This is a genomic window from Anabaena azotica SJ-1 (assembly GCF_047275885.1).
Taxonomy (GTDB): Bacteria; Cyanobacteriota; Cyanobacteriia; order Cyanobacteriales; family Nostocaceae; genus Trichormus_B; species Trichormus_B azotica_A.
On the sequence record NZ_CP178454.1, the window covers coordinates 883,446 to 908,664 of the forward strand.

The 25,219-nt window shown below is 40.9% G+C and carries 21 protein-coding genes; 7 read left to right on the forward strand and 14 right to left on the reverse strand.

What is annotated here, in order from left to right; all coding sequences use genetic code 11:
* Nucleotides 1–2: 2 nt before the first annotated feature.
* Nucleotides 3–989 (reverse strand): GTP 3',8-cyclase MoaA, encoded by a 987-nt coding sequence (gene moaA / locus ACLLO5_RS03670; protein WP_413174131.1) that lies wholly within the window; start codon nucleotides 987–989, stop codon nucleotides 3–5.
* Between the two features lie 340 nt (nucleotides 990–1,329).
* Here moaA and iscB point away from each other — a divergent pair, with 340 nt between their 5' ends.
* The 4 genes from iscB (at nucleotide 1,330) to ACLLO5_RS03690 (ending at nucleotide 6,409) form a co-directional block, all read left to right on the forward strand.
* A complete protein-coding gene (iscB, locus tag ACLLO5_RS03675; RefSeq protein ID WP_413172618.1) occupies nucleotides 1,330–2,613 on the forward strand; it encodes an RNA-guided endonuclease IscB in 1,284 nt (427 codons plus the stop codon).
* Between the two features lie 142 nt (nucleotides 2,614–2,755).
* Complete coding sequence (locus ACLLO5_RS03680; protein ID WP_413174132.1) at nucleotides 2,756–3,586, forward strand: FecR domain-containing protein; 831 nt, start codon at nucleotides 2,756–2,758, stop codon at nucleotides 3,584–3,586.
* Entirely contained in the window at nucleotides 3,583–5,205 is a 1,623-nt protein-coding gene (locus tag ACLLO5_RS03685) for a CHASE2 domain-containing protein (RefSeq protein WP_413174133.1), read from the forward strand. Before ACLLO5_RS03680 ends, ACLLO5_RS03685 begins: the two co-directional genes overlap by 4 nt.
* A gap of 190 nt (nucleotides 5,206–5,395) precedes the next feature.
* A complete protein-coding gene (locus ACLLO5_RS03690; protein WP_413174134.1) occupies nucleotides 5,396–6,409 on the forward strand; it encodes a hypothetical protein in 1,014 nt (337 codons plus the stop codon).
* 114 nt (nucleotides 6,410–6,523) lie between these two features.
* Here the strand turns inward: ACLLO5_RS03690 and ACLLO5_RS03695 are convergent, their stop codons facing one another.
* The 9 genes from ACLLO5_RS03695 to purC form a co-directional block, all read right to left on the reverse strand.
* The gene (locus ACLLO5_RS03695) at nucleotides 6,524–6,817 is read right to left on the reverse strand and encodes a 4a-hydroxytetrahydrobiopterin dehydratase (RefSeq protein ID WP_413174135.1); all 294 of its coding nucleotides are present in this window, start codon (nucleotides 6,815–6,817) and stop codon (nucleotides 6,524–6,526) included.
* Nucleotides 6,818–6,861: 44 nt separating this feature from the next.
* Nucleotides 6,862–7,146, reverse strand: a complete 285-nt coding sequence (locus ACLLO5_RS03700; protein WP_413174136.1) for a transporter suffix domain-containing protein — start codon at nucleotides 7,144–7,146, stop codon at nucleotides 6,862–6,864.
* A 205-nt stretch (nucleotides 7,147–7,351) separates the two neighbouring features.
* Nucleotides 7,352–8,653: a DNA cytosine methyltransferase gene (locus tag ACLLO5_RS03705; RefSeq protein ID WP_413174137.1), complete on the reverse strand. Its 1,302-nt coding sequence runs from the start codon at nucleotides 8,651–8,653 to the stop codon at nucleotides 7,352–7,354.
* A gap of 33 nt (nucleotides 8,654–8,686) precedes the next feature.
* On the reverse strand, nucleotides 8,687–9,844 hold the full coding sequence (lpxB, locus tag ACLLO5_RS03710) for a lipid-A-disaccharide synthase (protein WP_413174138.1): 1,158 nt from the start codon (nucleotides 9,842–9,844) through the stop codon (nucleotides 8,687–8,689).
* A 117-nt stretch (nucleotides 9,845–9,961) separates the two neighbouring features.
* Nucleotides 9,962–10,780: an acyl-ACP--UDP-N-acetylglucosamine O-acyltransferase gene (gene lpxA, locus ACLLO5_RS03715; protein WP_413174139.1), complete on the reverse strand. Its 819-nt coding sequence runs from the start codon at nucleotides 10,778–10,780 to the stop codon at nucleotides 9,962–9,964.
* 181 nt (nucleotides 10,781–10,961) lie between these two features.
* Complete coding sequence (gene fabZ, locus ACLLO5_RS03720) at nucleotides 10,962–11,477, reverse strand: 3-hydroxyacyl-ACP dehydratase FabZ (RefSeq protein ID WP_413174140.1); 516 nt, start codon at nucleotides 11,475–11,477, stop codon at nucleotides 10,962–10,964.
* 92 nt (nucleotides 11,478–11,569) lie between these two features.
* The gene (lpxC, locus tag ACLLO5_RS03725; protein WP_413174141.1) at nucleotides 11,570–12,436 is read right to left on the reverse strand and encodes a UDP-3-O-acyl-N-acetylglucosamine deacetylase; all 867 of its coding nucleotides are present in this window, start codon (nucleotides 12,434–12,436) and stop codon (nucleotides 11,570–11,572) included.
* 139 nt (nucleotides 12,437–12,575) lie between these two features.
* Nucleotides 12,576–15,029, reverse strand: a complete 2,454-nt coding sequence (locus ACLLO5_RS03730) for a BamA/TamA family outer membrane protein (protein WP_413176008.1) — start codon at nucleotides 15,027–15,029, stop codon at nucleotides 12,576–12,578.
* Between the two features lie 67 nt (nucleotides 15,030–15,096).
* The gene (purC, locus tag ACLLO5_RS03735) at nucleotides 15,097–15,837 is read right to left on the reverse strand and encodes a phosphoribosylaminoimidazolesuccinocarboxamide synthase (RefSeq protein ID WP_413174142.1); all 741 of its coding nucleotides are present in this window, start codon (nucleotides 15,835–15,837) and stop codon (nucleotides 15,097–15,099) included.
* Nucleotides 15,838–16,615: 778 nt separating this feature from the next.
* Between purC and ACLLO5_RS03740 the strand changes: the two genes are divergently transcribed.
* Nucleotides 16,616–16,894 carry a hypothetical protein gene (locus ACLLO5_RS03740; protein WP_413174143.1) on the forward strand — a complete coding sequence of 93 codons (279 nt, stop codon included), beginning with the start codon at nucleotides 16,616–16,618 and terminating at the stop codon, nucleotides 16,892–16,894.
* A gap of 52 nt (nucleotides 16,895–16,946) precedes the next feature.
* On the opposite strand, the gene ACLLO5_RS03745 is transcribed toward ACLLO5_RS03740, so the two are convergent.
* From ACLLO5_RS03745 to ACLLO5_RS03760, 4 genes are all read right to left on the reverse strand, one after another.
* Entirely contained in the window at nucleotides 16,947–19,523 is a 2,577-nt protein-coding gene (locus ACLLO5_RS03745; protein WP_413174144.1) for a GAF domain-containing protein, read from the reverse strand.
* A gap of 113 nt (nucleotides 19,524–19,636) precedes the next feature.
* Entirely contained in the window at nucleotides 19,637–20,755 is a 1,119-nt protein-coding gene (locus ACLLO5_RS03750; RefSeq protein WP_413174145.1) for a glycosyltransferase family 4 protein, read from the reverse strand.
* Nucleotides 20,756–21,038: 283 nt separating this feature from the next.
* A complete protein-coding gene (locus tag ACLLO5_RS03755; protein ID WP_413174146.1) occupies nucleotides 21,039–22,190 on the reverse strand; it encodes an NAD-dependent epimerase/dehydratase family protein in 1,152 nt (383 codons plus the stop codon).
* A 177-nt stretch (nucleotides 22,191–22,367) separates the two neighbouring features.
* Nucleotides 22,368–22,907, reverse strand: a complete 540-nt coding sequence (locus ACLLO5_RS03760) for a hypothetical protein (protein ID WP_413174147.1) — start codon at nucleotides 22,905–22,907, stop codon at nucleotides 22,368–22,370.
* A gap of 304 nt (nucleotides 22,908–23,211) precedes the next feature.
* Between ACLLO5_RS03760 and ACLLO5_RS03765 the strand changes: the two genes are divergently transcribed.
* The gene (locus ACLLO5_RS03765; RefSeq protein WP_413174148.1) at nucleotides 23,212–23,559 is read left to right on the forward strand and encodes a hypothetical protein; all 348 of its coding nucleotides are present in this window, start codon (nucleotides 23,212–23,214) and stop codon (nucleotides 23,557–23,559) included.
* Nucleotides 23,560–23,654: 95 nt separating this feature from the next.
* Nucleotides 23,655–25,166: an AAA family ATPase gene (locus tag ACLLO5_RS03770; RefSeq protein ID WP_413174149.1), complete on the forward strand. Its 1,512-nt coding sequence runs from the start codon at nucleotides 23,655–23,657 to the stop codon at nucleotides 25,164–25,166.
* Nucleotides 25,167–25,219: the final 53 nt, after the last annotated feature.

Genomic DNA, 25,219 nt, shown 5'->3' on the forward strand with positions numbered 1-25,219 from the left:
GACTAACCCCCAATTTGCGACATGGTACGGGTGTAAGAGCCGACTGTACCTGAGTCGCGTTGTTTAAAGCTAATTTCAGATTTGATATTTAATAGTTGTCGAACTTGTTCTTGCAATTGAACGGTGCTAATACCAGCACGGAAAGAGGTTTTTAAATCAATTTGACCAGTTTCATTTAATAAGCAGGGGCGTAACCAGCCATCAGCAGATAGACGGACTCGGTTACAGCGATCGCAAAAACATTCTGACATCTGGCTGATAAAACCTAGTGTTCCCTTCGCTCCTGGAATTTGAAACACATCAGCAGGGCCATTACCACGAATTTGTGATTCTGTCAAGCCCCAACGTTGACGAATGCGATCGCGCAAATCAGCAGAAGATATCCAACCGCGATCGCCAAATAATTGACCATTACCAATAGGCATAAACTCAATAAACCGGACGTGCCAATTTTTTTCAATCGTCAGCGCGGCTAAATCTAAAATTTCATGGTCATTAACACCAGGAATTACAACTACATTTAACTTTAACGGGTCAAAACCCACATTATAGGCAGCTTGAATCCCTTCCCAAACTTGTTGCCAACGTCCACGCCCATGATTACCGATAATTTGCTCAAAGGTGTCTGGGTCTAGAGAATCTAAACTAATATTAATCCTTCTTAAACCTGCATCATAGAGATTTTTAGCTATGGGTGCTAGTAAAAATCCATTAGTAGTCATTGCTAAATCCTGAGTTTGGGGAAAATTAGCAATTTCCTTCACCAACTCCACCACACCAGGACGTAATAAAGGTTCACCACCAGTCAAACGAAAGCGGGTAAAACCGACGGGAATAAATACCTCTTGAATCAGAGTGAGAAGTTCCTCATCAGTTAACAACTGTTGTTTGAGGATATAGTGTAATTCAGCACCCTCTGGCATACAGTACAGACAACGGAAATTACAGCGATCAATTAAACTAATGCGGAGATAGTCTACCTGGTTCATTGTTGTTTAGCTGAGGTCTAATTTCTAGACTATCGGAAACAATTAGAAAGTGCTTGGGATCGCGTAAATTAGAAACAAGGATCAAATAGCAGCATTGGAGTCAACCACCCATCACTTCCCTTCGGGTAAGTGAGGGCTTGTAAAAGCCTAGTTGACCAGACTCAGTTCTTGACCGAACTACGTTAGAGGTAAGAGTTAAAGACCTACCAGGGAATGTGTAGCTAGTTCCCTGCTCTAGAACTTAAAAGTTAAACAGGCTTAAGGGTTAAACCAGTGCTTTTAAGATAGTTACCGACCTCTAACCTTGTCAAAGCTAACATTACCCGCAAGGAGGGACAATATGTCCAAAGTATTTGTTTTAGATACCAACTTCATACCGTTAAATCCAATTCATTCGGCACAAGCCAGACAACTATTAAGAAACAAAAAAGCAGCAATATTTAGACAGTTTCCGTTCACAATTATTCTCAAAGAATCACGTCCTGACTCCCCAGTATCGTTGCTGAGATTAAAGATTGATCCTGGTGCAAAATTCACGGGAATGGCATTAGTTAACGATTCAACTGGCGAGGTTGTATTTGCTGCTGAATTAAAACATAGAGGCTTTGCAATTAGAGATGCTTTAACTTCTAGAAGACAATTAAGACGTTCTAGACGTGCAAGAAAAACTCGTTACAGACAACCAAGGTTCTTGAATAGAAAACGTCCAGAGGGATGGTTAGCACCGAGCTTACAAAGTCGAATTGAGAATATCAAAACTTGGGTGAAAAAGTTGCGCCAATTTGCACCAATTGGGGCGATTAGTCAAGAATTAGTACGGTTTGATATGCAGTTAATGGCTAATCCTGATCTTCAAGGTAGGGAATATCAACAAGGAACTTTAGCTGGTTACGAAACCAGAGAATACTTACTAGAAAAGTGGGATAGACAATGTGCCTACTGTGGAGTGAAAGACGTTCCTTTTCAAGTAGAGCATATTCATCCACGAGCCAAAGGTGGTAGTGATTCAATTACAAATCTCACTTTAAGTTGCGAGAAATGTAATACCAAGAAGGGAACAAAAGATATCAAAGATTTCCTCAAAAAAGACCCATCAAGGTTAGAAAAAATCCTGAAGCAAGCCAAAAGACCATTAGCTGATGCGGCCTCCGTCAACACAACTCGATTGGCATTACTAAAAGTTTTAAAAGCGACTGGATTACCTGTAGAAACTGGTTCAGGAGGGCTAACAAAATTCAATAGAAGTCAACAGAAACTAGAGAAAACGCACTGGATTGATGCAGCTTGTGTTGGTCAATTAACTCCAATTCTCAATATCAAAGGTGTTAAACCATTGTTAATTACAGCTAACGGTCACGGCACTAGACAATCTTGCAGAACTGACAAATACGGTTTTCCTTCTAGATATGTCCCCAGGTTCAAATTTGTTAATGGTTTTCAAACCGGAGACATTGTTAAAGCTGTTGTCACAAAAGGTACAAAGATTGGGGCATATATCGGACGAGTAGCGGTGAGGACTAGCGGTAGTTTCAATATCTCAACAGTGTCTGGACTGATTCAAGGTATCTCTTACAAATACTGTAAATCAATTCACAAAAAGGACGGTTACGAATATGGAAAATAACAGATTTGTTAATTGCTCAACTGTCTCTCTCATTGTTTGTGCTGGCGCACAAAATTACTCAAGGGACGTTTCACAATTAACCCTCCATTCCTCCCATCACCAAACTGAGTACAGTTTTGGTGGGGGTCTCCTGGAGGTTTAGATGAAAAGATATTGGCTATTATTGGGTGTATCTGTAGTTGGGTTGTTAACAATCCGTCAAGTATTAGCACAGAATAAATTACAAGTCAGAGTGAAGCGATACTTAGAAGTTCGCAAGCTTTCCGGGTCTGTCACCTATCAAAATAAACAAAGATCCCAAGCCGCTAGTATAGGTGCGAAACTACAAAATGTAGGAGATAGTATCAGCACAGGAGAAAATTCTAGTACCATGCTGGCGCTAGATACTGGTATTGGTTTTATTCAAGTTGCAGAAAATACAAAATTACAAATTCAAAAACTGCAAACCACAGTTAATGGTGGACGCATCACACATTTACAGGTGACAGGGGGACAGGTACGAATCAAATTGCGTTCCTTTACACATAGAGACTCTTCCTTGGAAATTGAAACACCCGCAGGAATTACAGGTGTCAGGGGTACAGAATTTGGTGTGAGTGTGCAACCAACTGGTAAAACAGGGGTCGCAACTCTGACAGGGAGTGTAGCAACAACAGCACAAAGTAAAACCTTGTATATAAATAAAGGCTTTCAGAGTTTAATAATTCCTGGAGAACCGCCATCACTACCCATGCCTTTACAAAACGATACACGCTTGGATGTGAAATTTTTAGCAGCACAGGGAAATCAACAGGCGCGAATTGCAGGTAAAATTGATATTGTTAACTTGATCATTTTGGGTGATCAACCGCTGACTACTGATAGAAATGGAACATTTGATATTGTAGTGCCGCTTCCGGCTAATCGTCGTATTGCGGTTACAGTAACTACACCTTTGGGAAAACGACAAGATTATGAGTTAGCGGTTCCTTGAAGCAACAGGAGACGCATATTATTTATTTTATTCAACATTTGTTTAGATTTATTTGGCGATCGCGCCCCAGTTGGATGGGAATGTTGATAGTGGCTGTTATTCTCCTGCTAGGAGTCTTTCAACCACTGGAATGGATTGTTTACAACAATTTATTTCGCCTGCGGGGAGATGCTAACTGGGATGAGCGTGTGGTGGTAGTGGCAATAGATGATAAAAGTTTAAATGAGTTTGGGCAGTTTCCGTGGACAAGGCAAAAGTACATTAAGTTATTAAATGTACTTAGTACAGCACAGCCTAATGTAGTTGCATTCGACATCCTCTTTTCTGATCAAAGTGTCGATGATGCGATGTTGGCAAAAGCTATGGAGCGACATGGTAGAGTTATACTAGCTCAAGCATGGGATACCCAAGGAAAACCTTGGCAGCCTAGACCGGAATTGGAACAAGTAGCCATCACTACGGGACATATTCTCAGATATAAGGATGGAGATGGTATGGTTCGCAGAGTGGAAACCGAAATCAAAGGTGTTCCCTCATTAGCAATTGCAGCTCTCAAAGCATATAATACTTTTGGGGAAACTCCTCCCTTAAAAAATTTAGCTAATCCTTTGTGGGTTAATTGGATTAGTAAAGGCCAGAAAATACCACAATATTCCTTTGTGGATGTGGTCGAGCAACAAATACCAAGTCAGGCTTTCCAAAATAAAATAGTGTTGGTTGGGGTTACTGCTCCCGGTATTGATGGGTTGATAACTCCCTTTGACTATGACCCACCTACAGGTGGTGTGTCTGTACACGCTACGATAATCAGTAATATTTTACAGAATAATTTCCTCCGTCTCTTTCCTTTAAGGGGATGGATAATGTTATTTTTACTGGGAGGACCGGGTTTATATTGGGCGATCGCTTATTTGCGAACTAGGGAACAATTAGGATTATTGCTCGGTTTGTCATTTACTTGGATAATTTTGAGTCTGTTGTTGCTAAAACTCAATTATTGGCCGCCGGTTGCTACACCTATAGTTTTATTTTTTACAACAACTGTAATTGTTAAGGTACAAGAAAACTGGAATTTGAAGCTAGAAAATAGAAATCTCCAGCGTATCGTTAACTATGATCGACTCACGCAAATAGCTAATCATCACAAGTTTGAGGAATATCTTCAGCAAGAGTGGGAACGTTTGGCTACGGAACAATCTCCTTTATCGTTGATTTTGTGTGATTTAGATTTTTTCAAACGATATAACGATAATTATGGATATCAAGCGGGAGATGCTTGTTTAAAAAAAGTTGCTCAAGTGATGACTAAGGGGGTCAAAAAACCGACTTATTTAGTAGCGAGATATGGAGGAGAAGAGTTTGCGGTGATTTTACCCGATACTAATGAAACAATGGCTATGCGAATAGCAGAAGAAATCCGTTCTCAAGTTAAGGCTTTAGCTATTCATCACCAAGCTTCTCTGGTCGATTCACGGGTTACTTTGAGTGTAGGTGTTGCCAGTACCATACCTAGTTATGATCTTACACCAGCATTGTTGATCAAAGCCGCAGATGAAGCACTCTATCAAGCTAAAAGAAGTGGACGCGATCGCTGTTGTGCTTCCAGACAATTAGTTTAACTGCCCTTCGGGCGAGGCAGGAGGCAGGAGGCAGAAGGCAGGAGGCAGGAGGCAGAAGGGAAAATTTTAAATATTGCTATATAATATTTACCTGTCTGTTGTTGCTTATTCTGTGTAAGAATGCAGCATTTGTGACAATCAAGCGATCGCAAACACCAACCAGCTATCCATCGTGCAAGATACCGACTCTATGAATGACCTTGCTGCTGCACTGCAACAGCCAGTAGACTTAGACTTTGAACTCCCAGATCCAGAAGATGAACAAATTGCTGAGTCTGACTTTTTACAGCAGTTAGATGTAGCTTGGCAAGTATGCGATCGCTTTGATTTGCAAACAGAAATTTGGCGAGGTCGCATTTTACGCGCTATCCGCGACAGAGAAAAAAAAGGTGGTGATAGCAGAGGTACTGGTTTCCTCAAATGGTTGAAGGAACGGGAAATTAGTAAAACTCAAGCTTATTCCTGGATTCAATTGGCTAACAGTGCTGATACTCTCCTAGAAGAAGGCAAACTTGATCCAGCCAGTGTGAATAATTTTAGTAAACGGGCATTTGTAGAAACCGCTAAAGCTGCCCCAGAAGTGCAACAGATGGTGAGTGAAGCCGCGCAAAAAGGCGATCGCATCACCCGCAGAGAAGTCCGTCAACTCACCGACGAATGGACAGCCATGTCCTCAGATTTGTTACCTGAACCAGTTAAGGAAAAAGCCGCAGATAATAGCCTTCCTGCTCGCTATATTGCCCCTCTGGTCAAAGAAATGGAAAAACTGCCAGAATCGCACCAAAAGGCATTACAAAGGGATATAGCAGCTAATCCTGATGTTGATACTCTCAAGCAGGCCACCACAGAAGCCCGTCAATTAGCAAAATATCTCAAATCTGCTGCCCAAGTTCAGGCACTGACAGAAGAAAATGTGGATATTGAAACCGCATTAGAAGAAGCCCAAAGAATCGGCTGTTTAAGTATCGCTGCTGATTTGGTCAATCAAGCATCTCAAATGGAACAAAGTATAGCCAAGTTATACATGACTTGGAAAAAAATCAGTAACTTGGCTGATAGATTATACGTTGATACTGGTGCAAGTACCCCCAATTTGCGATCGCTCCTCAGTTGTGTAGAACCCCTGGGAGGAGAAGTAATGGAACTGCAACTCAGCGGTGCAACTGAACACACCATTAGGTTACAAATTCAGGAAACAAGTTAGTAATGGGAACAGGGAATAGGGAACAGGGAACAGGGAACAGGGAAGAATAAACTCTTGCCTCTTGCCTCTTGCCTCTTGCCTTCTTACTGTCACCTGTCACCTGTCACCTGTCACCTATTTACCATATATTTCTTCCATTTTCTTCCCTAATTCGACATCTAAATTGCTAATAGCATTACCGATGTCGTGGGTAATAAGATTCACCCGGACGGTGCTGTAAACATTAGACCATTCCGGGTGATGTCCCATTATTTCCGCGTGAACACCGACTGTCACCATCCAACCCAAGGCTGTAGCAAAAGAATTAAATTTGTATTCTTTGTATAACTTACCTTCTTTAATTTGCCATCCTGGTAAACTATTGAGGGCTTGTTGTAGTTCGGTTTCGGTCAGTTTGTATGCTGCCATTTTCTTAATTTACACAGAGATTTCTGAATACTCATTCTAACCAATTACAATCTTTTTCTGTTTTTGCGCTTCCATCTTTTGAACAATATCCGCAAGTAACGGAAATTAAAATAAAGTCGATATCGCTGCACTACTTCTTTTCCTACCAGTAGCGCACCTAACCAAAATATAACTTCAGCGAAAACCAATAACGCTGGTACTAGCAGGGCTTTTTGGGCAACGGAAAGTGGTAAAAATGGCACAATTAAGGCGATCGCCAGCCACGGTAAAAATGAGATAATGATTAAACCCAAACCCAGCTTTTGCATATTTTCTGCTAGTGACAGCATTTGAGTTTAGTATTTTTATCTGTTTGGTTAGAGTGGCTTACCTTACATTAAATTGTGGATTTTTTGGTAAGTATTCAGAATAGAGAATACTCCAAGCCAGGAGAATAAAGGCTTTTTTAGTTAATTTTGATGATTTTGATAAAATCTCACTTCCCTCTACTCTTCATTTCATCAGCATTCTGACTCCTGACTTCTGCTGTATAATTCATTTTTTTCTAATTCTAGGTTCTATAACATCAGGATTAACTTCAAAATATTTAGCAGCTTCTGACATATCAAATGTTAATAACCTGATTTCTCCTAAATCTTTTAAATCTTTACCGCATTTAAGTTGGGAGGATTTTATACCTAAAACTTTAATAATTTCTGATGCTACAGCTTGAGCTAAAAGTGGAGGAACAGAGTTACCAATTTGTCTAAAACCATGCCATTTTGTGGGATGAAATCTAAACCAGTCAGGATAAGAATGTAACCGTGCAGCCTCTCTAACAGTAATACATCTAGGCTTAAAAGGATGTATGGGACGAGGGGAAGTAAACGCACCTTTATTACTTGCTGTTCCGGCTCTGAGTGTGTTACATAAGCCATCAGGAGCTAGTTTATAAAAACGACTAATTGGTTCGATTTTTCCATGGGGAGTTGATGCAAATCTGGCGATAGATTCAGGATTATGATTTGTTCTTAAACTGGATGTTAGAATGTTATGATTAAATTTACGCTGATAGGAATAATTATTTTTGGATAAGCTAAGATTACGCATCTTTTTTCCGTAATTACTAGGTTTACCAAAATCAGTTATTACCCAATCTTGTTGATATAATTCTGGATAATTTTCTACTTCCGGTAGGTCTTGTATAGCTTGCAAAACCGTAGGTGTTGATGGTAATTTTGGTAGTGCAATTGTGGATAAATTTATAGATTTCTTATATTTTGGATGGGTAATTTTATCTGGATAATTTGGTAATCTCAAATTTTGACGACAACCTAATAAAAATAATCTTTCTCGATTTTGTGGGACTCCATAATTAGCAGCATTTAATACTTGATAATTTTGATTAACTTTATAACCATTATTTTCAAATTTATCAATTATTTCCGTAGTAAATTCTTTGTGTTTACCTACGGTCATTCCTTTAACATTTTCCAAAACAAAAAAATTAGGTTGTAGTTCCAAAACTAACCTAATAAAATGAAAAACCAGAGTATTTCTAGGGTCATCAATAGAACGTTTACCAATTAATGAAAACCCTTGACATGGCGGACCGCCAAAAACTACATCAATTTCTTGATTACCAATGTCAGAACTATTTCTAATGTCTGACGCTGTTGTTTCTTCTACACTTTTACATAACACTTTCCAAAAAGGAAAGTTAAATTTATGAACTGCACAATGAATTGGGTCTAGTTCTACAGATACAAGGACATCAAAACCTGCTTGTTCAAAACCAAGGGTCATACCTCCTGCACCTGCAAATAAGTCAACTGCAATTGGCCGTTTTTTAATCATTTTATCTGTAACCTGTTACCTGTAATCTATCACCTATATTTTCATTTCTAAAATTTCTTTTGCAGCGCGATCGCACACTCCTAATTCTCCCAAAGATTGCCGCATTTGTTGATAATCTTCTAAAGTTTTTTGTTTCTTTTCCTGATTTAATAATAATTCCATTGCGGCTTGAGTAATATTTGCTGCTGTTGCTTGTTCCTGTAGCAATTCTGGGACAATTTCCCGCATTACAACTAAATTCACAGGTGAAGCGAAGGGAATAGAACCTTTAAGAATATTCCGCCCTACCCAAGCAGTAAAAGGACTAAGACGATAAACAACTACTTGCGGTACATTTAACAAAGCTAATTCTAAATTTACAGTTCCAGATTTGGTAATGGCAAAATCAACAGCTGCAAAAACTTCTTGTTTTTGACCTGAGACAATTGTTGCTTGTAAACCATAATCTTGAATACCTTTTTCAATTTTATCTCTAAATATTTCCAAAGATAGAGGAATCCAAAAATGCACTTCTGGTAATTTAGATTGTAGATTTTGAGCAGCTTGAAAAATTACTGGTAATAGATATTTTAATTCCTGATGACGAGAAGCGGGTAAAAGAGCGATCGCAATTTGTTCTGGTTTAATTCCTAAACTTGTCCTTGCTGCTTCTCGATTTGGTGCATTGGCCATCTTATCAACTAAAGGATGACCAACCCAATTAACTTTAGCCCCCTTCTCCTGATAATAACGAGCTTCTTCAGGAAAAATTGCCAATAACTTATCCGTAAAGCTAACTATTCTTTTTGTTCTCTCCAAACTCAGCGACCAAACCCACTCTTGGGGAGCTATGTAGTACACTACAGGCACATCTGGAAAATGTTCATGCATATAACTACCAATCCCGATATTAGGGGTCATATAGTCAATTAGCACTATTAAGTCAGGGGGATTTTGTTTCAAGTAGGCGATCGCTCGTCTTTGTACCTGTATAGTCGGGATAAAATACGGCAAAGCCTCAATTATTCCCATCGAACCAATACCGCTGGTATCACCCAAAATAGTTGCCCCTGCTGCGGCCATTTTCTCGCCACCCAAAGCCACAATTTCTAAATTTAACCCCGTTCCCATAGCCTGACGCTGAAGCGCCGTAATTAACAGCGCCCCTTGCAAATCGCCAGAAACTTCCCCAGTGCTGATAAATATCCGCATTTGAATTTTAGATTTTAGATTTTAAAGTTTGGGTTTTCTGCTTCCTTCTTGTATTCACTTTTATGGAATCCAATGAATGATGAATTTAGGAGTGATTCATCATTCATAACTCATAAATCACGACTCATCTCTTGTGCCTTTTCTCGCCTTTCCAGGAATCAAACCCCGTCTTCCTGGCATTTGAGAAAGCCGTAAAAAACGGTGTAGGTGTTCCAATTGTTCTGTATCTCCCAACATTTCTAACTCGGACAAAGCGTCTTTAAAAAGCAAATTAGAACGGTAGAGAATCCGAAAAGCCTTTTTCAAAAGTTGGAATTCTTGAGCAGACATTCCTGAGCGTTTTAGTCCCACCAAATTGAGCGATCGCACCCGTGACGGATTGCCCTCAACTAGCATATAAGGCGCTACATCTCGGTCAATGCGAGTCATCCCGCCCACCATGGACATACCACCAATATGCACAAATTGATGCACACCTAAAACGCCACTTAATCTAGCTCTTGACTCAATGTGAACATGACCCGCTAAAGCCACAGAATTAGCAATTACCACCGAGTCTTCAATCACGCAATTATGACCTATATGAACATAAGCCATCAATAGATTACCATTACCGATTACCGTCGCTTCTCCCCGACCAGTAGCACGATTAATAGTTACATATTCACGAATTGAATTATTGTCGCCAATTTTTACCCAAGTTGGTTCTCCTACATACTTGAGGTCTTGGGGTTCCATACCGATGGCAGCACCAGGAAAAATATGATTTCGCGCCCCAATATCACATGGGCCTTCTAGAACAGCATGAGCGCCAATCACAGTTTCTGGTCCGACTTTGACATTCGCTCCAATCACAGCATAAGCACCGACTTGCACCGTTGAGTGGAGTTCCGAATTTGGATGTATTACAGCAGTTGGATGAATAAGTGTCTTCAAGGGTGACTCTCCAGAACTGAGTTCAGTGAAAAAAAGTGTCGGGCAAAACAAGCTATGTGTGAGGATGACGAAAATCGAGATATCAGTAAATACCCTTGTGGTTTTTTATCTTTACTGTTATCCTTGCTTATAATTGTCTAAGGGCATTTCACGGCTATCCCCAAAACAGCAAAGCAGAATTTTAGCTAACTAAAGAAAACATCAATTCTCCTTCAGCAGCTAGTTGTCCATCAACTTCGGCTCGACCTTGCATTTTACCGAAACGACGCTGCTTAATTGATAACAGTTCCACTGTCATAATTAACTGATCACCAGGTACTACTTGACGACGGAAACGAACTTTATCAATACCCACAAAAACAAACAGGCCTTTTGGTATATCAGGCATTTGGGTCATGACGACACCACCAACTTGCGCCATTGCTTCCACAATGAGTACACCAGGCATTAATGCACGTCCGGGAAAGTGACCTTGAAAGTGGGGTTCATTGAAGCTGACATTTTTCACACCCACAGCCATTTTGCCAGGTACATAGTCAATAATTTTATCTACCAGTAAAAAGGGATAACGGTGCGGTAGTAATTGTTGAATCTCTTCCACTGAGTAGGTTGTTTTAATTGTCGGTGTATTGGCTTCCTGATGATCTCCTTCAGATGTGGTCACGTCGGTAGAATTAGCTTGGGTGAGAGTTGACATGGGTAATTTGTAATGCGTAATTTGTAGTTCTTACTTACTAATTCCTACTTGGATTAGTAACCAGAGTCAAAACTAAGAGACAGAATTAAATTCTAAAATAATTCTAAAATTTTCTGTGCTAGTTGAATATGCAGATTATGACTGGCTTTGTATGCAAAGAAATGAGCAAGGGGAAATTTGCCCAGCAAGCTAATATCTCCTACTAAATCTAAGATTTTATGACGTACTGGTTCATTTGCAAATCTTAATGGTGGATTTACCCAACCATCAGAACCACAAACCAGGGCATTATCCAAGCTGCCACCTTTGATTAATCCTGATTTTTGCAGATATTCAATTTGATGTAATAAACCAAAAGTACGAGCCGGGGCAATTTCTGTAATAAAGGTATTTTCTAGATTAGTAGATAATGACCAACTGTGCCATTGATTACCAATAGCTGGTAAATCAAAATCAATTCCATAGCTAAAACGAGTTTCTGTCGCAGGTAAGGCGCATACAAAAGCATCCCCTTGCTGCACCCAAAGCGGTTCTTTAATAACTATTGGTGATTGTTCGTCACTGACTGGTTGTAATACTAAACCCACTGCGGCAATGCTATCAGTCCAAACCTGAGCCGAACCATCCAAAAGCGGCACTTCTGAACCATCAATTTCAATGCGAGCATTATCTACACCCATAGCAGACAAAGCTGCCAATAAATGTTCTACTGTGCGTACATGAACCTCCTCTGTACCCAACTGAGTAGAGAGAAGAGTCTGACTAACAGCAGTAATTTTGGCGGGAATAATAGGAGAATTAGGCAAATCCACCCGAACAAAATAGCGATTGCTTCCAGCAGTGCGCCCCGCGCAATCGCTGCCCGGTTCTGCTGGTAGTATCCTCACACTGGTACTCACACCACTATGCAGTCCCACACCCTTTTGGATAACTTCCGCCGCTAAAGTGTGTTGGTGCATAGGCTACAAGCCAATATATTATTTTGCTGATTATTACTCATTTTCTCTATTTGTGGTAGGTAGACACCCTAAAAAGCAGGAGATGGGGAAGTAGGGGAAGTTGATAACTCGTCAACTATCAACTATCCACTATCAACTATTAAAACCTTTCACCTATCCCGAAGTTAATGCGGCTATCGCCATCATCGCTCATACCGTAGTCTATACGAATTGGTCCTAATGGTGACTGTACACGCACACCTAGACCATAACCATAGCCAGTACCATTTTTGTTCAAAATTTCTGCTGTTCTGGTGCTGCTTCCCAAATCACTACCGTAATCAAAAAACAGAGCGCCACTGACTACAGAAAAGACAGGAAAACGATATTCAACAGATGCTTGTACATAGCTACGTCCAGTTGCTAATCTGCCTTCATCATAACCCCGGACAGAATTACTACCACCAAGGGTAAAGGCTTCATAGGGAGGTAAATCACCAAGAATTGTACCCCCTTGGAGGTTAAATGCTAGGGTTTGTGCGCCTTTACCAAAGCCCAGGAATTTTACTGGTAAATATTGGCTGTAGTTACCCCTTAGCCTGGTTAGTAAAATATTGCCTTCTCCCACGGGTACAGATTGGTCAACTCCGAAGCGGAGGAAAGAACCATTGGTAGGTTGTAAGGGATTATTCCGGCGATCGCGTTGTGCGCCCAGTTGCAATAATAGCAAATCGTCTTCACCAGTACCTGATTGGGTCAGAGGAATTGTCGGGCTAATTTGATTGCCATTATCATCAAATATCGCCCCTTCTTTTCTCAGATTGCCATCAGCATCACGGCTAGAAACTCTTTGATACTGCAAACCTGCTGAAGCTGTCCATTCTGACTTTTGGTAAGGATTAGCAGAAAGAGGACGGGTAAAGGATACACCACCGCCTAAACGAGTAATCCGGGGGCGATCCTGGTCATCTTCATTAGTAATATCACCAGGGTTAAAGGTTTCTATAGCGTCATCCTTGCCTTCAAAAATCAGAGAAATTGAACGACGACGGAAAATATTGGCTGTGTAGGAAGTACGGTAAGGATCACCAGCAATCCAAGGATCTGTAAACCGCAGGTCAAACAGCAATTCTCTTTCTCCTAACTGTACCTCAGCCCCCAGTTTCTGCGCTCTACCCCCCAGGTTTTGCTGTTGATAGCTAACAGTACCAAATAACCCACTGGCAGAACTAATACCTGCACCAGCAGCGATTGAACCACTACTGCGTTCAGCCACATTGAGTACCACATCTACCTTGCTTGGGTCTGTACCAGGATCAAGGGACACATTTACATCTTCAAATAATCCTAAACCAAATATCCTTTGCAGGTCTTTTTGGACGATGTTGCGGTTAAATACCTGACCAGGCTTTAATTCCAATTCTCGCTTAATCACATAATCTTTTGTGCGTCCGCGAATGGGATTACCTTTGTCGTCTACTTCCTCACCCTGTTTGTTGCGGAAACGGACTTTGATATTTTCTACTACCCCTTCTGCTACTTGTAGGGTGACTACTCCATTTTCTGATACTTTAGGCGCTCCAATCACGTTGGCCAGCACATAACCTTGGTCTTGATACTTTTTGGTTAATTCTTTAATTCCTTCTTGTAAATCTCGTAAATTCAAGATTTGTCCATACTGTTTACTGAAGATTTCGTCTACAGTTTTGGCAGGTATAACTGAAGCTACACCAGTTCCCGGATTAGCTTCTACTTGTACTTTACTCAGAACCGGGTTAGGACTAACAATGAAACTCACTCTTACACCCAAGGGTGTATCTTCTGGCATGGCTTGCACGTTGGCGAAAAAGCCCGTGGCAAAGATAGCATTAATATCTTCTTGGAGTTGGGAGCGAGTAGTTGTTTGTCCTGCTTGGGTACGAATGGCTTGATAAACTTTATCTTCTAGTTCTTTGGCAATTGCACCCGTGGGAGATTTGACGGCTACTTCGGAAACTAATACACGAGGTTCTGCTGTTGGTGTTGTTTCGGGATTAGTCGGAAAAGCTGGTTGTGCTGTGGGTGGTTCGGGGTTCTCCTGTGTAGAATTTGTGTCAGGAGTTGCTTCTGGTTCTTGAGCTTGTGCTGTTTTGGATGGGATCTTGATATTGGGAATAATTGCTTGTGATGTCCCTATTCCTACTGAATTGGTGGTTAATAGCGGTGCTTTTAGGGTTTGTGCTGCGGGGATAATTACTGCTTGCGTTTCTGTTTTTGCTGAGTTACGAGCTATTGCTGTTTTTAAAGCTTGCGCTGTTTTTGATGAGGTGCTGATATTGGCAGTAATTACTTCTGGTGTTGCTATTGCTGTTGAGTCAGTGGTTAAGGCTGAAACAGGAGTTATGGAGGATGGAGATTCGCTTTCTCTAACTTCTGTTGTCGTGACTACGACTGAGTCCTGTTGTTGATCAAGATGATTTTGATTAGTTTTCTGTGGCAGCTGTTGGTTTGTTTCTACCGTGGCAACTTCTGTTACTTGCTGAGTATGATCAGGAGTTTGTGCAGTCGCACTCAATGAACTATCAAAAGGGGTGGCGATCGCCACAACTGCCAATAATACCGGAGATAAATGCATTTTATTCATATTCCTCTTCACTACCACACTTACCGCTTTGCGGAATTCAAAATTAAAAATTAAAAATTCAAAGCTTTTGGCTTTCCAGCACTTTTAATACTCTTTGTAAAACCTCCTGGTAGGCATTCTCTACATTCCCTAAATCCCTGCGAAAACGGTCTTTATCCATTACTCGACGGTTAGGATCGTTTTCAGCCATGTCCCATAAACGACAGGTATCAGGACTAATTTCATCTGCTAGAAGCAACTGCTGTTGTGAGTCCAAACCAAATTCGAGTTTAAAATCTACTAGTGTAATCCCACACTGTTGCCAAAAACCCTTGAGAAACTCGTTGATTTGTAATGCCAGATGGGTAATACTCTCAATTTGTTCCTCTGTAGCGAGTTTTAGCAATAGTAAGCGATCGCGTGTTAGCAATGGATCTCCTAATTTGTCGTCTTTGTAATAAAACTCTACCAAAGCCTGTGGCAGAACTGTACCTAATGATAATCCTGTTTGTTGACACAGGCTCCCAGCCGCAATATTTCTGACAACTACTTCTAATGGCAAAATTTTAACTGCTTTGACCCGCATTTGATTAGGGGCTGGACAATCAATAAAATGAGTCTTAATACTATGGGATTCTAACTGTTGAAACAATTTGCCAGAAAGGGTACAGTTTATGCTGCCTTTCCCCTGGATACTGCCACGCTTTTGTGCGTTAAATGCCGTCGCATCATCTTTAAAATCAGCTAGCAAAACGTCCGGATTGTCTGTGGTGTAGAGGATTTTTGCTTTGCCTTCGTAGAGTTTAGTTGGAACAAACATAATGGTAGATACAGTTGGAGAACAATTGATATTTGGGGAAAGAAAAAACCTTTAACCCAAACCCAGTAAACTTTTCCGCAGTACAGTTAACCGTTTAAGGTGTATAACACTAAGTACCAAGTAGTATTCAGAGGGTAATGGTTTCAAGCTTAACTATTTTATAAGAAAATAGTGGGCTGAAAACCTTTGAGGTTGGAGTCAGGAGTATGGCTTACGCCAAGCTGCGCTATCAGAACCAAAAATTAATTTTTCTTTCTGCACCCCACTTTCCATTTTTCCTATTCCCCTGTCTTGCCGGTGAAACGGGTAAACTCTGCACAAAACTTTCACGATTTTCGTTAACTTTTTATAATTTTTGGTAAATAAAATTTTATAATACTGTAAAAAAGTATATATTAATACTTTAATTACTTGCTTTTTAGTTGAAGTTAATTAAAATCCATTTTTGTAAATTAAGGAATAAAATGAAATAATTGAGAGAATGTGAGCAGTGTAAAAATCTTCCTGTAGGAGATTGTAATATTTATTTACATAATTTATATACTGGGCAATTGTTCGTGAATAGCCTTGGTTAGTTTGGCATAAACTTTTTTTGACAACTTATTACTTAATGGCTTAAGTCTTGATTCATTATGTCGAAGTTGATATTGACTAATCTCTGAATCACTTTGTCGTAATCATGCTTTAATCATTAGCGTTCTCCTGGTTGAACACAATACAGATCAGAGTGATTAGTGGTTATGCTACAAACAAGAAAATCAGGAGGAGATTTAAATATATGGAGAAAAAAATGGTGAGTAAAGATGATTTTCTCTATCCTCGTGGTCGCTACTACGGTCATGTACAGCCTGAAAACTTGGTTTTTAATGCAAATTTACAGGAATTTGCTCAGAGAGTAAGTTACATCTGCAACCTAGAAACCAGTGGCAAACTTCCACCAGGGGAAGCTTACAAACAAATCAAAATGCTGTGGAAGCAGTTAAAACGCTCAAAAAAGCAACTGAGAATAGGTGAGGATCCCTTTCAAGACCAAGGTTCTGATTCCCAGGATGAGTGATTGGAGATGGGGAGATGGGGAGGATGGGGAAGTAATTTTCCCAATCAACCCACTACTTTGTGACCATTGTCCAGACACCATCCCAGGAAGTTGGTGGTGGTGTTTTTTGGTAATTGTAGGCACGTTCAAGGTGGGTATGTACTGCTTGGTCTGTAGGTCTAATTCGTTTGGCAATTTCAAGGCTGGCGATCGCTTGGGTGAAATTTCGTGATACATAAGCAGCACGTCCAGCATCATAATGGTATAAAAATTCTTGGGTGTTGGCATCTAGGGGAGTGGTGCGATCGCCAATTAATTCATAGATATCCACAGCCTGATGTTTGCCTTTAACACGAATTCGATCTAATTGACGCACCCAGAGGCGATCGCCGCATAAATTATAAGTAAATTCACTTAAAATAATATCACATCCATATTCTTTTGTCACTCCTTCTAAGCGAGAACTTAAATTCACCCCATCGCCAATTACTGTATAATCCATGCGTTTGCGAGAACCAATATTTCCCGAAACTACTTCCCCGGAACTAATACCAATACCAAAATGGATTTGCGGCTGGGATTGAATAATTCGCTTCTGATTAAATTCTTCCAGTCGTTGACGCATATCCAACGCTGATTGGATTGCTCGCCAAGCATGATTTTCTGTTAATGGTAATGGCGCACCAAATACCGCCATTAAAGCATCACCAATAAACTTATCCAATGTTCCTTCATACTGAAACACTGATTCCACCATTGTTTCAAAATACTGATTGAGCAAGGATACCACCTCCGCTGCTCCCAAGTTTTCTGTCAGCGTAGTATAACCACGGATATCAGAAAATAAAATCGTGACTTCCTTCCGTTCACCTACCATTAAACTATCATCTCCCAGCGCCATAACTTGCTCGGCTACGTGGGGTGTGAGATAACGGTACATAGTGCTTTTGAGGCGTTTTTCTCGGCTGATATCTTCCAAGACCACTAACCCACCCCTGACTCCTCCTTCTGGGTTAGTTAAGGGATTGACAGTGAGATTGATGCTACGTTCTAATATTTTGACTACATCAGCATTAAGTAACTGAGATTGTGGGGTCAGGGGTTGATTCCACGGGATAAAAATATTATGGTTATTGCGATCGCGCACTGCCAAAATTAACTTCTGAGTTTTCAGTTGTGAATCTTGAGTTACATGACTATCAAATTCATATAATCCTACTTGCAAACTTTGCTCTGGTACATAATGTCTAGCTGCATACTTTAAACTATCTTCCAGGCGTAGTTGCAAATTCTCAACTGGTACAACGTCCCAAACTGGACGACCCAGTAAATTTTGTTTCCACAATAGCTTATTGGTTTTACCATTCGCTAACTTCAAAGGACAACCAAGTAACTCTAAAGCTGCATCATTAATAGTAACTATTTGACCTTGCATATCTGTAGAAATTACAGCATCAGATAAACTCTGAAGAATATCTTTTTGATACTGTCTTTCTAACAAAACACTTTCAAATAAGCGAGCATTTTCCAAAGCTATTCCTGCTTGGATATTAAAAGCTCGCATAAACTCTTCATCTGAAGTCGTAAAACTGCCTTGTTGTTTATTTATTAATTGAGTGACACCAATCAATTCACCAGCCGAATTAAAAACTGGTAAACATAGAATATTACGAGTTATATATCCAGTTTTGTTATCTGTAGTCGGATCAAAGCGAGGATCTTGATAAGCATCGGGAATATTTAGTGCTTGACCTGTAGAAGCCACATAACCAGCAATACCACGATTAGAAGGAATGCGTACTTCTATCAATTTTGTATCATTAACAGTAGCTACTTTTGTCCAAAGTTCCCCCATTTCTTTGCGATACAAAAATAGTGTACTGCGGTCTGCTTGCATTAAAATCCTGGCTTGTTCCATGACTATCTGCAAAGTTGCTTCTAAATCCAAACTTTGTCCTAAAGTTTGGGTAGCACGCAACAAAGCCGTTGCACCCCTTTGATTTCGAGCCGCTACATAGAAAGATTGGCAACTTTCCAAGATAATACCAATAGAAGCAGCAAAGTCTCGAAAAGACTCTTCATCATCATGATCAAATGGAATATCACCAGCTTTATTTGCCAGTTGTACTACAGCTACAATTTGCTTTTTGCTACTCACAACCGGCATACATAAAAGATTGCGAATTTTATAGCCCATTTGTTTTTCTAACTCTGGACTAAAAAGATGATGAGTAGCTGTTTCTGAAATATTGAGATATTTACCTGTGCTGGCTACTTGACCAGGAATACCTACATTTAAGGGAGTGCGAATTTCTAGGAATTTTTGGCTATTATCTTGAGGAACTTTTGACCATAGTTGAGCCTTATCATAGTCCACTAAAAAAATAGCTGTATGTTCTGCTTGGAGAATTTGACCAATTTTGAGTGTGATGGCTTCTAGCACTTTCTCCAGCATACTTTCTAGAGCTTCATTATTGATCAGATCAATAGCTCTGAGAAATTGCTGAAATTCAGCAGTGATAAAGTCAAGTAAGCAAACAAATTCATTAACCGAAAGGTCTTTGACGCGACTGAGTAGGGCGTGGGTGCGATTAACTTGGGTTAGTTCAGTTAATGTAGCCAAGACGCTGCCGGCGTTGGGAAGTGTCATAAAGTCAGGAGTCAGGAGTCAGGAGTCAGGAGTCAGGAGTCAGAAGTCAGGAGTCAGAAAAGGCAAGAAGAAAGAGGTTATTTTCCTCCTACATCCTCTTCTTCACCTGTTCCCTATTGGCTTTTGATGATCTTTTGGTAATAATCTTGTAGTTGTCTTGTAGCAGCAGACCATCCCCATTTTTCTGCTTCTGTACGGGCATTTTTACGGATAACTGTTATTTCTTGTCTTTGTTTTAACAACTTTATAGTAACATTAATAGCCTCTTGAATATCCGCTTGTGGGTTAAAAAGATAACCATTTATGCCATCTGTAACAATGTCAGGAATGCCGCCAGAACGGGCTGCAACTACTGGACAACCTGCGGCCATTGCTTCTAGTAGCACTAAGCCTAATGTTTCTGTACGGGAAGGAAAAATAAAAGCATCCGCACTGGCAAAAGCTGAACCCAACTCTTTACCCATCAGATAACCAACAAAATGAGTATTTGTACCTGCAAAATGTTTTTCTAAGTTTTGGCGATTTGGTCCATCTCCTACTAATGCCAATCGCGCATCAGGAATGGCTTCTAAGATGGGTTTAATGCGTTCAATTTCTTTTTCGGCTGAAAGACGACCAACATACAGCAACAAGGGGCTTTTTGGATGATTTTGCGTGAGGTGCGATCGCATTTCCTCGCTGGCTAAATCAGGATGGAATAATTCTGTATCTACTCCCCGTTGCCACAAATCTAATCTTTCAATCCCATGTTCAGATAGTTCCTCTATCATTGCTGTCGAGGTACACAAATTTAAGGCTGCTTGGTTATGACCGGCTTTAAGCAATTCCCATAGTAATCCTTCTAACATTCCCAAACCGTAATGTTGCAGATATTGAGGTAAATGGGTATGGTAGGAAGCTACCAGAGGAATTTTCAATACTTTACTATAAAAAATACCTGATAATCCCAAAACTGCGGGATTAACAACATGAATAATATCTGGTTGAAACTGCTCTAATGCGTGACCAATAGCAGGACGAGGCAGTGCTAATTTTAACTCTGGATAAAGAGGTAAAGGAAACCCTGTAACACCGTAAACTTTCGCTCCTTTGTGTTCTGTAATTCCACCTTCCGGGGCAAATACCAAGACTTGATTTCCATCCCGTTGGAGATGATCAACAGTATGACGTAAACGGGTAACAATACCATCAACTTTGGGTAAAAAAGTTTCGGTGAATAGGGCAATTCTCATAAAAAACAGGAAGTCAGGAGTCAGGGAGCAGGGGAGCAGAGGAGCAGGGGAGATGGGGAGCAGGGGAGATGGGGAGCAGGGGAGCAGAGGAGCAGGGGAGATGGGGAGCAGGGGAGCAGGGGAGCAGAGGAGCAGAGGAGCAGGGAAGCAGGGGAGACAAATCTTTACCTATTCCTTGTCACCTGTCACCTATCACCTGTCACCTGTCACCTGTCACCTGTCACCTATCACCTGTCACCTGTCACCTGTCACCTGTCACCTGTCACCTATCACCTGTCACCTACTATCTATGCCAAGAAACTGTAGGCAGAATTTGGTTATTATCAACTCGCTTCTGATACTTGACAGCAAAGTTTAACAGTGAATCAAGTAAAGAATCTGAGAGATAGTGAGGTTCTAAGCCTAAATCTAACAATTTGGTGTTTTTGGCATTGAAATAGTGTTCTTCTTTTTCAATTCTGGGGTTCTCAATGTTGTTGATATCTATATTTAGACCCATTGCGTTACCAGCTTTTTTAACCATCATTGCCAAGTCACCAACGCTGAATAATTCGGTAAATTGGTTAAATACACGGAATTCTCCAGGTTGGGCTGGGTTAGCGATCGCTAATTCAATACATCGCACCGTATCCCGAATATCCAAAAAGCCGCGAGTTTGTCCACCTTTACCGTAGACAGTGAGGGGATGTCCTACGGCAGCTTGAATGCAGAAACGGTTTAATGCTGTACCAAATACACCATCATAATCAAGGCGGTTAATCAATAGTTCGTCCATCCCCGTTTCTTCGGTAAGAACGCCATAAACTATACCTTGATTTAAATCTGTTGCCCGTAAACCCCAAATCCGGCAAGCAAAGTGAATATTATGACTATCGTGAACTTTGCTTAAGTGATACATTGATCCCGGCTGTTTAGGATAAGGTAATGTATCCTTACGCCCGTTGTGTTCAATGGTGATATAACCTTCTTCAATGTCAATATTGGGTGTACCATACTCACCCATTGTTCCCAATTTCACCAAATGACAATCTGGAAAATCTTCTCTCATGATGTACAGCAAGTTCAACGTACCAACGACGTTGTTAACCTGAGTAAGTACCGCGTGTTCACGGTCAATCATGGAAAAGGGTGCTGAACGCTGTTCCCCAAAATGTACTATGGCATCTGGCTGAAATTGGTGCAAAGCTTTGTGCAGAAAACTGTAATTGGTAATATCGCCAATAAACAGGTCGATAGATTTACCAGTTAAATCTTGCCATCGCTGGAGACGTTGCTGAATTGGTGCAATTGGGGTTAGAGTCTCAACACCGAGTTCATTATCCCAGTGCCGGCGCACCAAACTGTCTAAAATTCCAACTTCATAACCTCGATTAGAAAGGTAGAGTGCAGTTGCCCAACCGCAATACCCATCGCCACCAATAACCAGGACTTTCATTTTTACCAGTTTTTACTCGCTGATAGCTAAATCTATCAGGTTTATGTCCCCTGTTCACCACTAATTCTGGTCATTGGTTATTGGAAAAAGAGGGTGTAAGGGTGTAAGGATGTAAGGGTGTAGGGTAAGAATTTTCTCCCCTGCTCCCCTGCTCCCTGCTCCGTTTCTTCTTTTCTATCACCTGTCACCTGTCCCCTGTCCCCTGATTTTATACTGCTGGGCAATGTAATAAAACAAACGATAGTATTCTTTAAATTCCTTGCTATTGCTTTGTCCCCGCCAATAATATTTCACCTGACCTTGAGTTATGGTCAGTGTCATAGAAGTGGTTTGTTGACCAACGTCTACAGACATTACTCCAAAAACTCCCTCAGCAGTTTGAAAATTCTGCGTCTGCTCTCTTGAGTATTGTTCTTGAATATTAACTTCTAAGTGCCTACTAGCCCACGCTCGCATCTCTACATTTCTGTTATTTGGTGCAACAAAGGCAATACCATCGTTGTTATCAGAAGTTCCTGAAGAATTCCAATTACTGGGATAGGGAAACTCAAAACTATAGCGCGTGTTGCTGTAAGTTTTCCAGGTAACTTCGGATGCATAAATATTGGTGATAGTACATCCAGACAGAATCATTGCTGTGCCAATAGTGCCAATATTGGAGACTGCACCCGCTATTACTCGCATCCATCTGCGAGTTTTTAACACAGCAATAGACATAAATCACACCCTTTACCCTACTTTACTTTCAGTATATTCTGATTGGCTTTGCAACTCAGGTTATTGAACATTGGGCATTATGAATTATTTTCTAACTCCTGACTCCTAACTCCTGAACTCCTGAACTCCTGACTCCTAAACCCCTAAACTCCTGATAGCGAAGCGTGGCGTTAGCCATACTCCTGAACTCCTAATCATGAAGATATGTAACAAAATAGCCGTCAAAACGTCTTTCTGTCTTGACAAGGAAAATAGGAGGCGATAAGGTGGGATACATACCCGGGTAAGACCGTTAATAAGTTATATGCAAACTAAGCAAAAGGTAACATTGTATTTATCGCCGGAATTGCACAGAAGGCTGAAGATTCGTTCCGCAGTTGACTCTGAACCGATGTCAGACTTAGCAGAACGCGCTCTTAATTTCTACCTGACCAACTCAGAAGTAGTAGAAGAATTTGAAGAGTCTTCTTATGGCAGAACGCACAGGGTATATTCCTGTCCAATTTGTGAAGGTTCGCTAATTTTACGAGATGGTGAATTAGTAACTTTGGGCAATCAACCAGGAATAATTGGTCAAGATCATCTACCCATTGATGAAATTGAACAAGATCAAACCCATCCCAAGGGTGAGGAAGAATTAGTACCCTGCTAGTTAGGAATTATGAATGGATAAGTTCATAGTTTGTCTTTAATTAACGGCGATGATTGTACTGACTGTTTCTATAAGGTCTCAAGTAGGTCGATAGTATGAAAGAAGAGCTCAATATTCTCATTCAAGCTCAATACCCTTTAATCTACCTTGTGACCTCCGAGGAAGAACGGGCAGAGCAAGCAATCCATACAATCGCTCAATTGTTAAAGCCTCAGCGACGAGTTTACGTTTGGACAGTAACTCACGGCATTGTGGAGTACGGTCAACCCAGGAATGTCACTCAGCATAATACCGTTTCGCCAGAGGCGGCGATTGAGTGGATAATTCGGCAGAAAGAACCCGGTATATTTATTCTTAAAGATTTACATCCTTTTATTGATGCTCCGGCAACAACAAGATCGCTTCGGGATGCGATCGCTAGTTTTAAGGGAATGCAAAAAAACATCATTTTGATGTCTCCCATGCAGCAAGTACCAATAGAACTAGAAAAAGAAGTTGTTGTTATCGACTTCCAACTGCCAGATATGTCCGAGTTGAACAAAGTTTTAACTCAGCATCAAGAGCAGCATCGTGGCCGCAGGTTGACGACTGAGGCTAGAGAAAAACTTCTGAGAGCAGCTTTAGGTCTAACTAAAGATGAAACTGAGAAAGTATATCGTAAGGCTCAGGTGACAACGGGGCGGTTGACGGAAGATGAAGTAGATATAGTTTTATCTGAGAAAAAGCAACTCATTCGCCGTAACGGTATTTTAGAGTACATCGAAGAAGATGAAACTATTGAAGCTGTTGGCGGTTTGGAAGAGTTGAAAAGGTGGCTCAAACAACGCTCTAACGCTTTTACAGAAAGAGCGAGAGAGTATGGTTTGCCTCAACCCAAAGGGATGTTAATTCTTGGTGTTCCTGGTTGTGGAAAGTCACTGATTGCCAAAACTACTTCCCGTCTGTGGGGTTTACCAATCTTACGATTAGATATGGGGCGGGTTTACGACGGCTCAATGGTGGGTCGGAGTGAAGCAAATCTGCGGAACGCCCTGAAAACAGCAGAATCTATTTCCCCAACGATTCTGTTTATCGACGAGTTAGATAAATCCTTTGCGGGTAGCGCAGGTTCTGGTGATTCCGATGGGGGGACATCAAGCAGAATTTTTGGTTCTTTTCTCACCTGGATGCAAGAAAAGAAATCTCCAGTCTTTGTGATGGCGACTGCTAACCGGGTAGAACGCCTACCTGGGGAGTTTTTGAGAAAAGGTCGCTTTGACGAAATTTTCTTTGTGGATCTGCCCACACCTGAAGAACGTCAGGATATCTTCAACATTCATCTGACTAAAAGACGAGAAGATATTGCTAGATTTGATCTAGAACAACTAGCAAAGATGTCAGACGGTTTTTCAGGGGCAGAAATTGAACAAGCGATCGTGGCAGCCATGTATGAAGCTTTCGCCCAAGATCGGGAGTTCACCCAATTAGATATTATTGCTGCATTGAAGGCAACTTTGCCGCTGTCAAGAACGATGCAAGAACAGGTCACAGCTTTAAGAGACTGGGCCAGACAGCGTGCTAGACCAGCAGCGTCCTCTGTCGCTGAGTATCAGCGCATGGAGTTCTAAAAGCTTTCCTCTGTATGCCAGAGGGGAAAGGTTAGCTACGAAGCTAACAGGTT

What these genes read in the sequence shown, in the direction of transcription:
- ACLLO5_RS03745 (WP_413174144.1), bottom strand. Translation starts at nt 19,523, where the DNA reads ATGACACTTCCCAACGCCGGCAGCGTCTTGGCTACATTAACTGAACTA.
- ACLLO5_RS03740 (WP_413174143.1), top strand. Translation starts at nt 16,616, where the DNA reads ATGGAGAAAAAAATGGTGAGTAAAGATGATTTTCTCTATCCTCGTGGT.
- iscB (WP_413172618.1), top strand. Translation starts at nt 1,330, where the DNA reads ATGTCCAAAGTATTTGTTTTAGATACCAACTTCATACCGTTAAATCCA.
- ACLLO5_RS03690 (WP_413174134.1), top strand. Translation starts at nt 5,396, where the DNA reads ATGAATGACCTTGCTGCTGCACTGCAACAGCCAGTAGACTTAGACTTT.
- ACLLO5_RS03765 (WP_413174148.1), top strand. Translation starts at nt 23,212, where the DNA reads ATGCAAACTAAGCAAAAGGTAACATTGTATTTATCGCCGGAATTGCAC.
- ACLLO5_RS03770 (WP_413174149.1), top strand. Translation starts at nt 23,655, where the DNA reads ATGAAAGAAGAGCTCAATATTCTCATTCAAGCTCAATACCCTTTAATC.
- fabZ (WP_413174140.1), bottom strand. Translation starts at nt 11,477, where the DNA reads ATGTCAACTCTCACCCAAGCTAATTCTACCGACGTGACCACATCTGAA.
- lpxB (WP_413174138.1), bottom strand. Translation starts at nt 9,844, where the DNA reads ATGCGGATATTTATCAGCACTGGGGAAGTTTCTGGCGATTTGCAAGGG.
- ACLLO5_RS03695 (WP_413174135.1), bottom strand. Translation starts at nt 6,817, where the DNA reads ATGGCAGCATACAAACTGACCGAAACCGAACTACAACAAGCCCTCAAT.
- ACLLO5_RS03680 (WP_413174132.1), top strand. Translation starts at nt 2,756, where the DNA reads ATGAAAAGATATTGGCTATTATTGGGTGTATCTGTAGTTGGGTTGTTA.
- purC (WP_413174142.1), bottom strand. Translation starts at nt 15,837, where the DNA reads ATGTTTGTTCCAACTAAACTCTACGAAGGCAAAGCAAAAATCCTCTAC.
- ACLLO5_RS03705 (WP_413174137.1), bottom strand. Translation starts at nt 8,653, where the DNA reads ATGATTAAAAAACGGCCAATTGCAGTTGACTTATTTGCAGGTGCAGGA.
- ACLLO5_RS03730 (WP_413176008.1), bottom strand. Translation starts at nt 15,029, where the DNA reads ATGCATTTATCTCCGGTATTATTGGCAGTTGTGGCGATCGCCACCCCT.
- ACLLO5_RS03750 (WP_413174145.1), bottom strand. Translation starts at nt 20,755, where the DNA reads ATGAGAATTGCCCTATTCACCGAAACTTTTTTACCCAAAGTTGATGGT.
- lpxC (WP_413174141.1), bottom strand. Translation starts at nt 12,436, where the DNA reads ATGCACCAACACACTTTAGCGGCGGAAGTTATCCAAAAGGGTGTGGGA.
- moaA (WP_413174131.1), bottom strand. Translation starts at nt 989, where the DNA reads ATGAACCAGGTAGACTATCTCCGCATTAGTTTAATTGATCGCTGTAAT.
- ACLLO5_RS03760 (WP_413174147.1), bottom strand. Translation starts at nt 22,907, where the DNA reads ATGTCTATTGCTGTGTTAAAAACTCGCAGATGGATGCGAGTAATAGCG.
- ACLLO5_RS03700 (WP_413174136.1), bottom strand. Translation starts at nt 7,146, where the DNA reads ATGCTGTCACTAGCAGAAAATATGCAAAAGCTGGGTTTGGGTTTAATC.
- ACLLO5_RS03755 (WP_413174146.1), bottom strand. Translation starts at nt 22,190, where the DNA reads ATGAAAGTCCTGGTTATTGGTGGCGATGGGTATTGCGGTTGGGCAACT.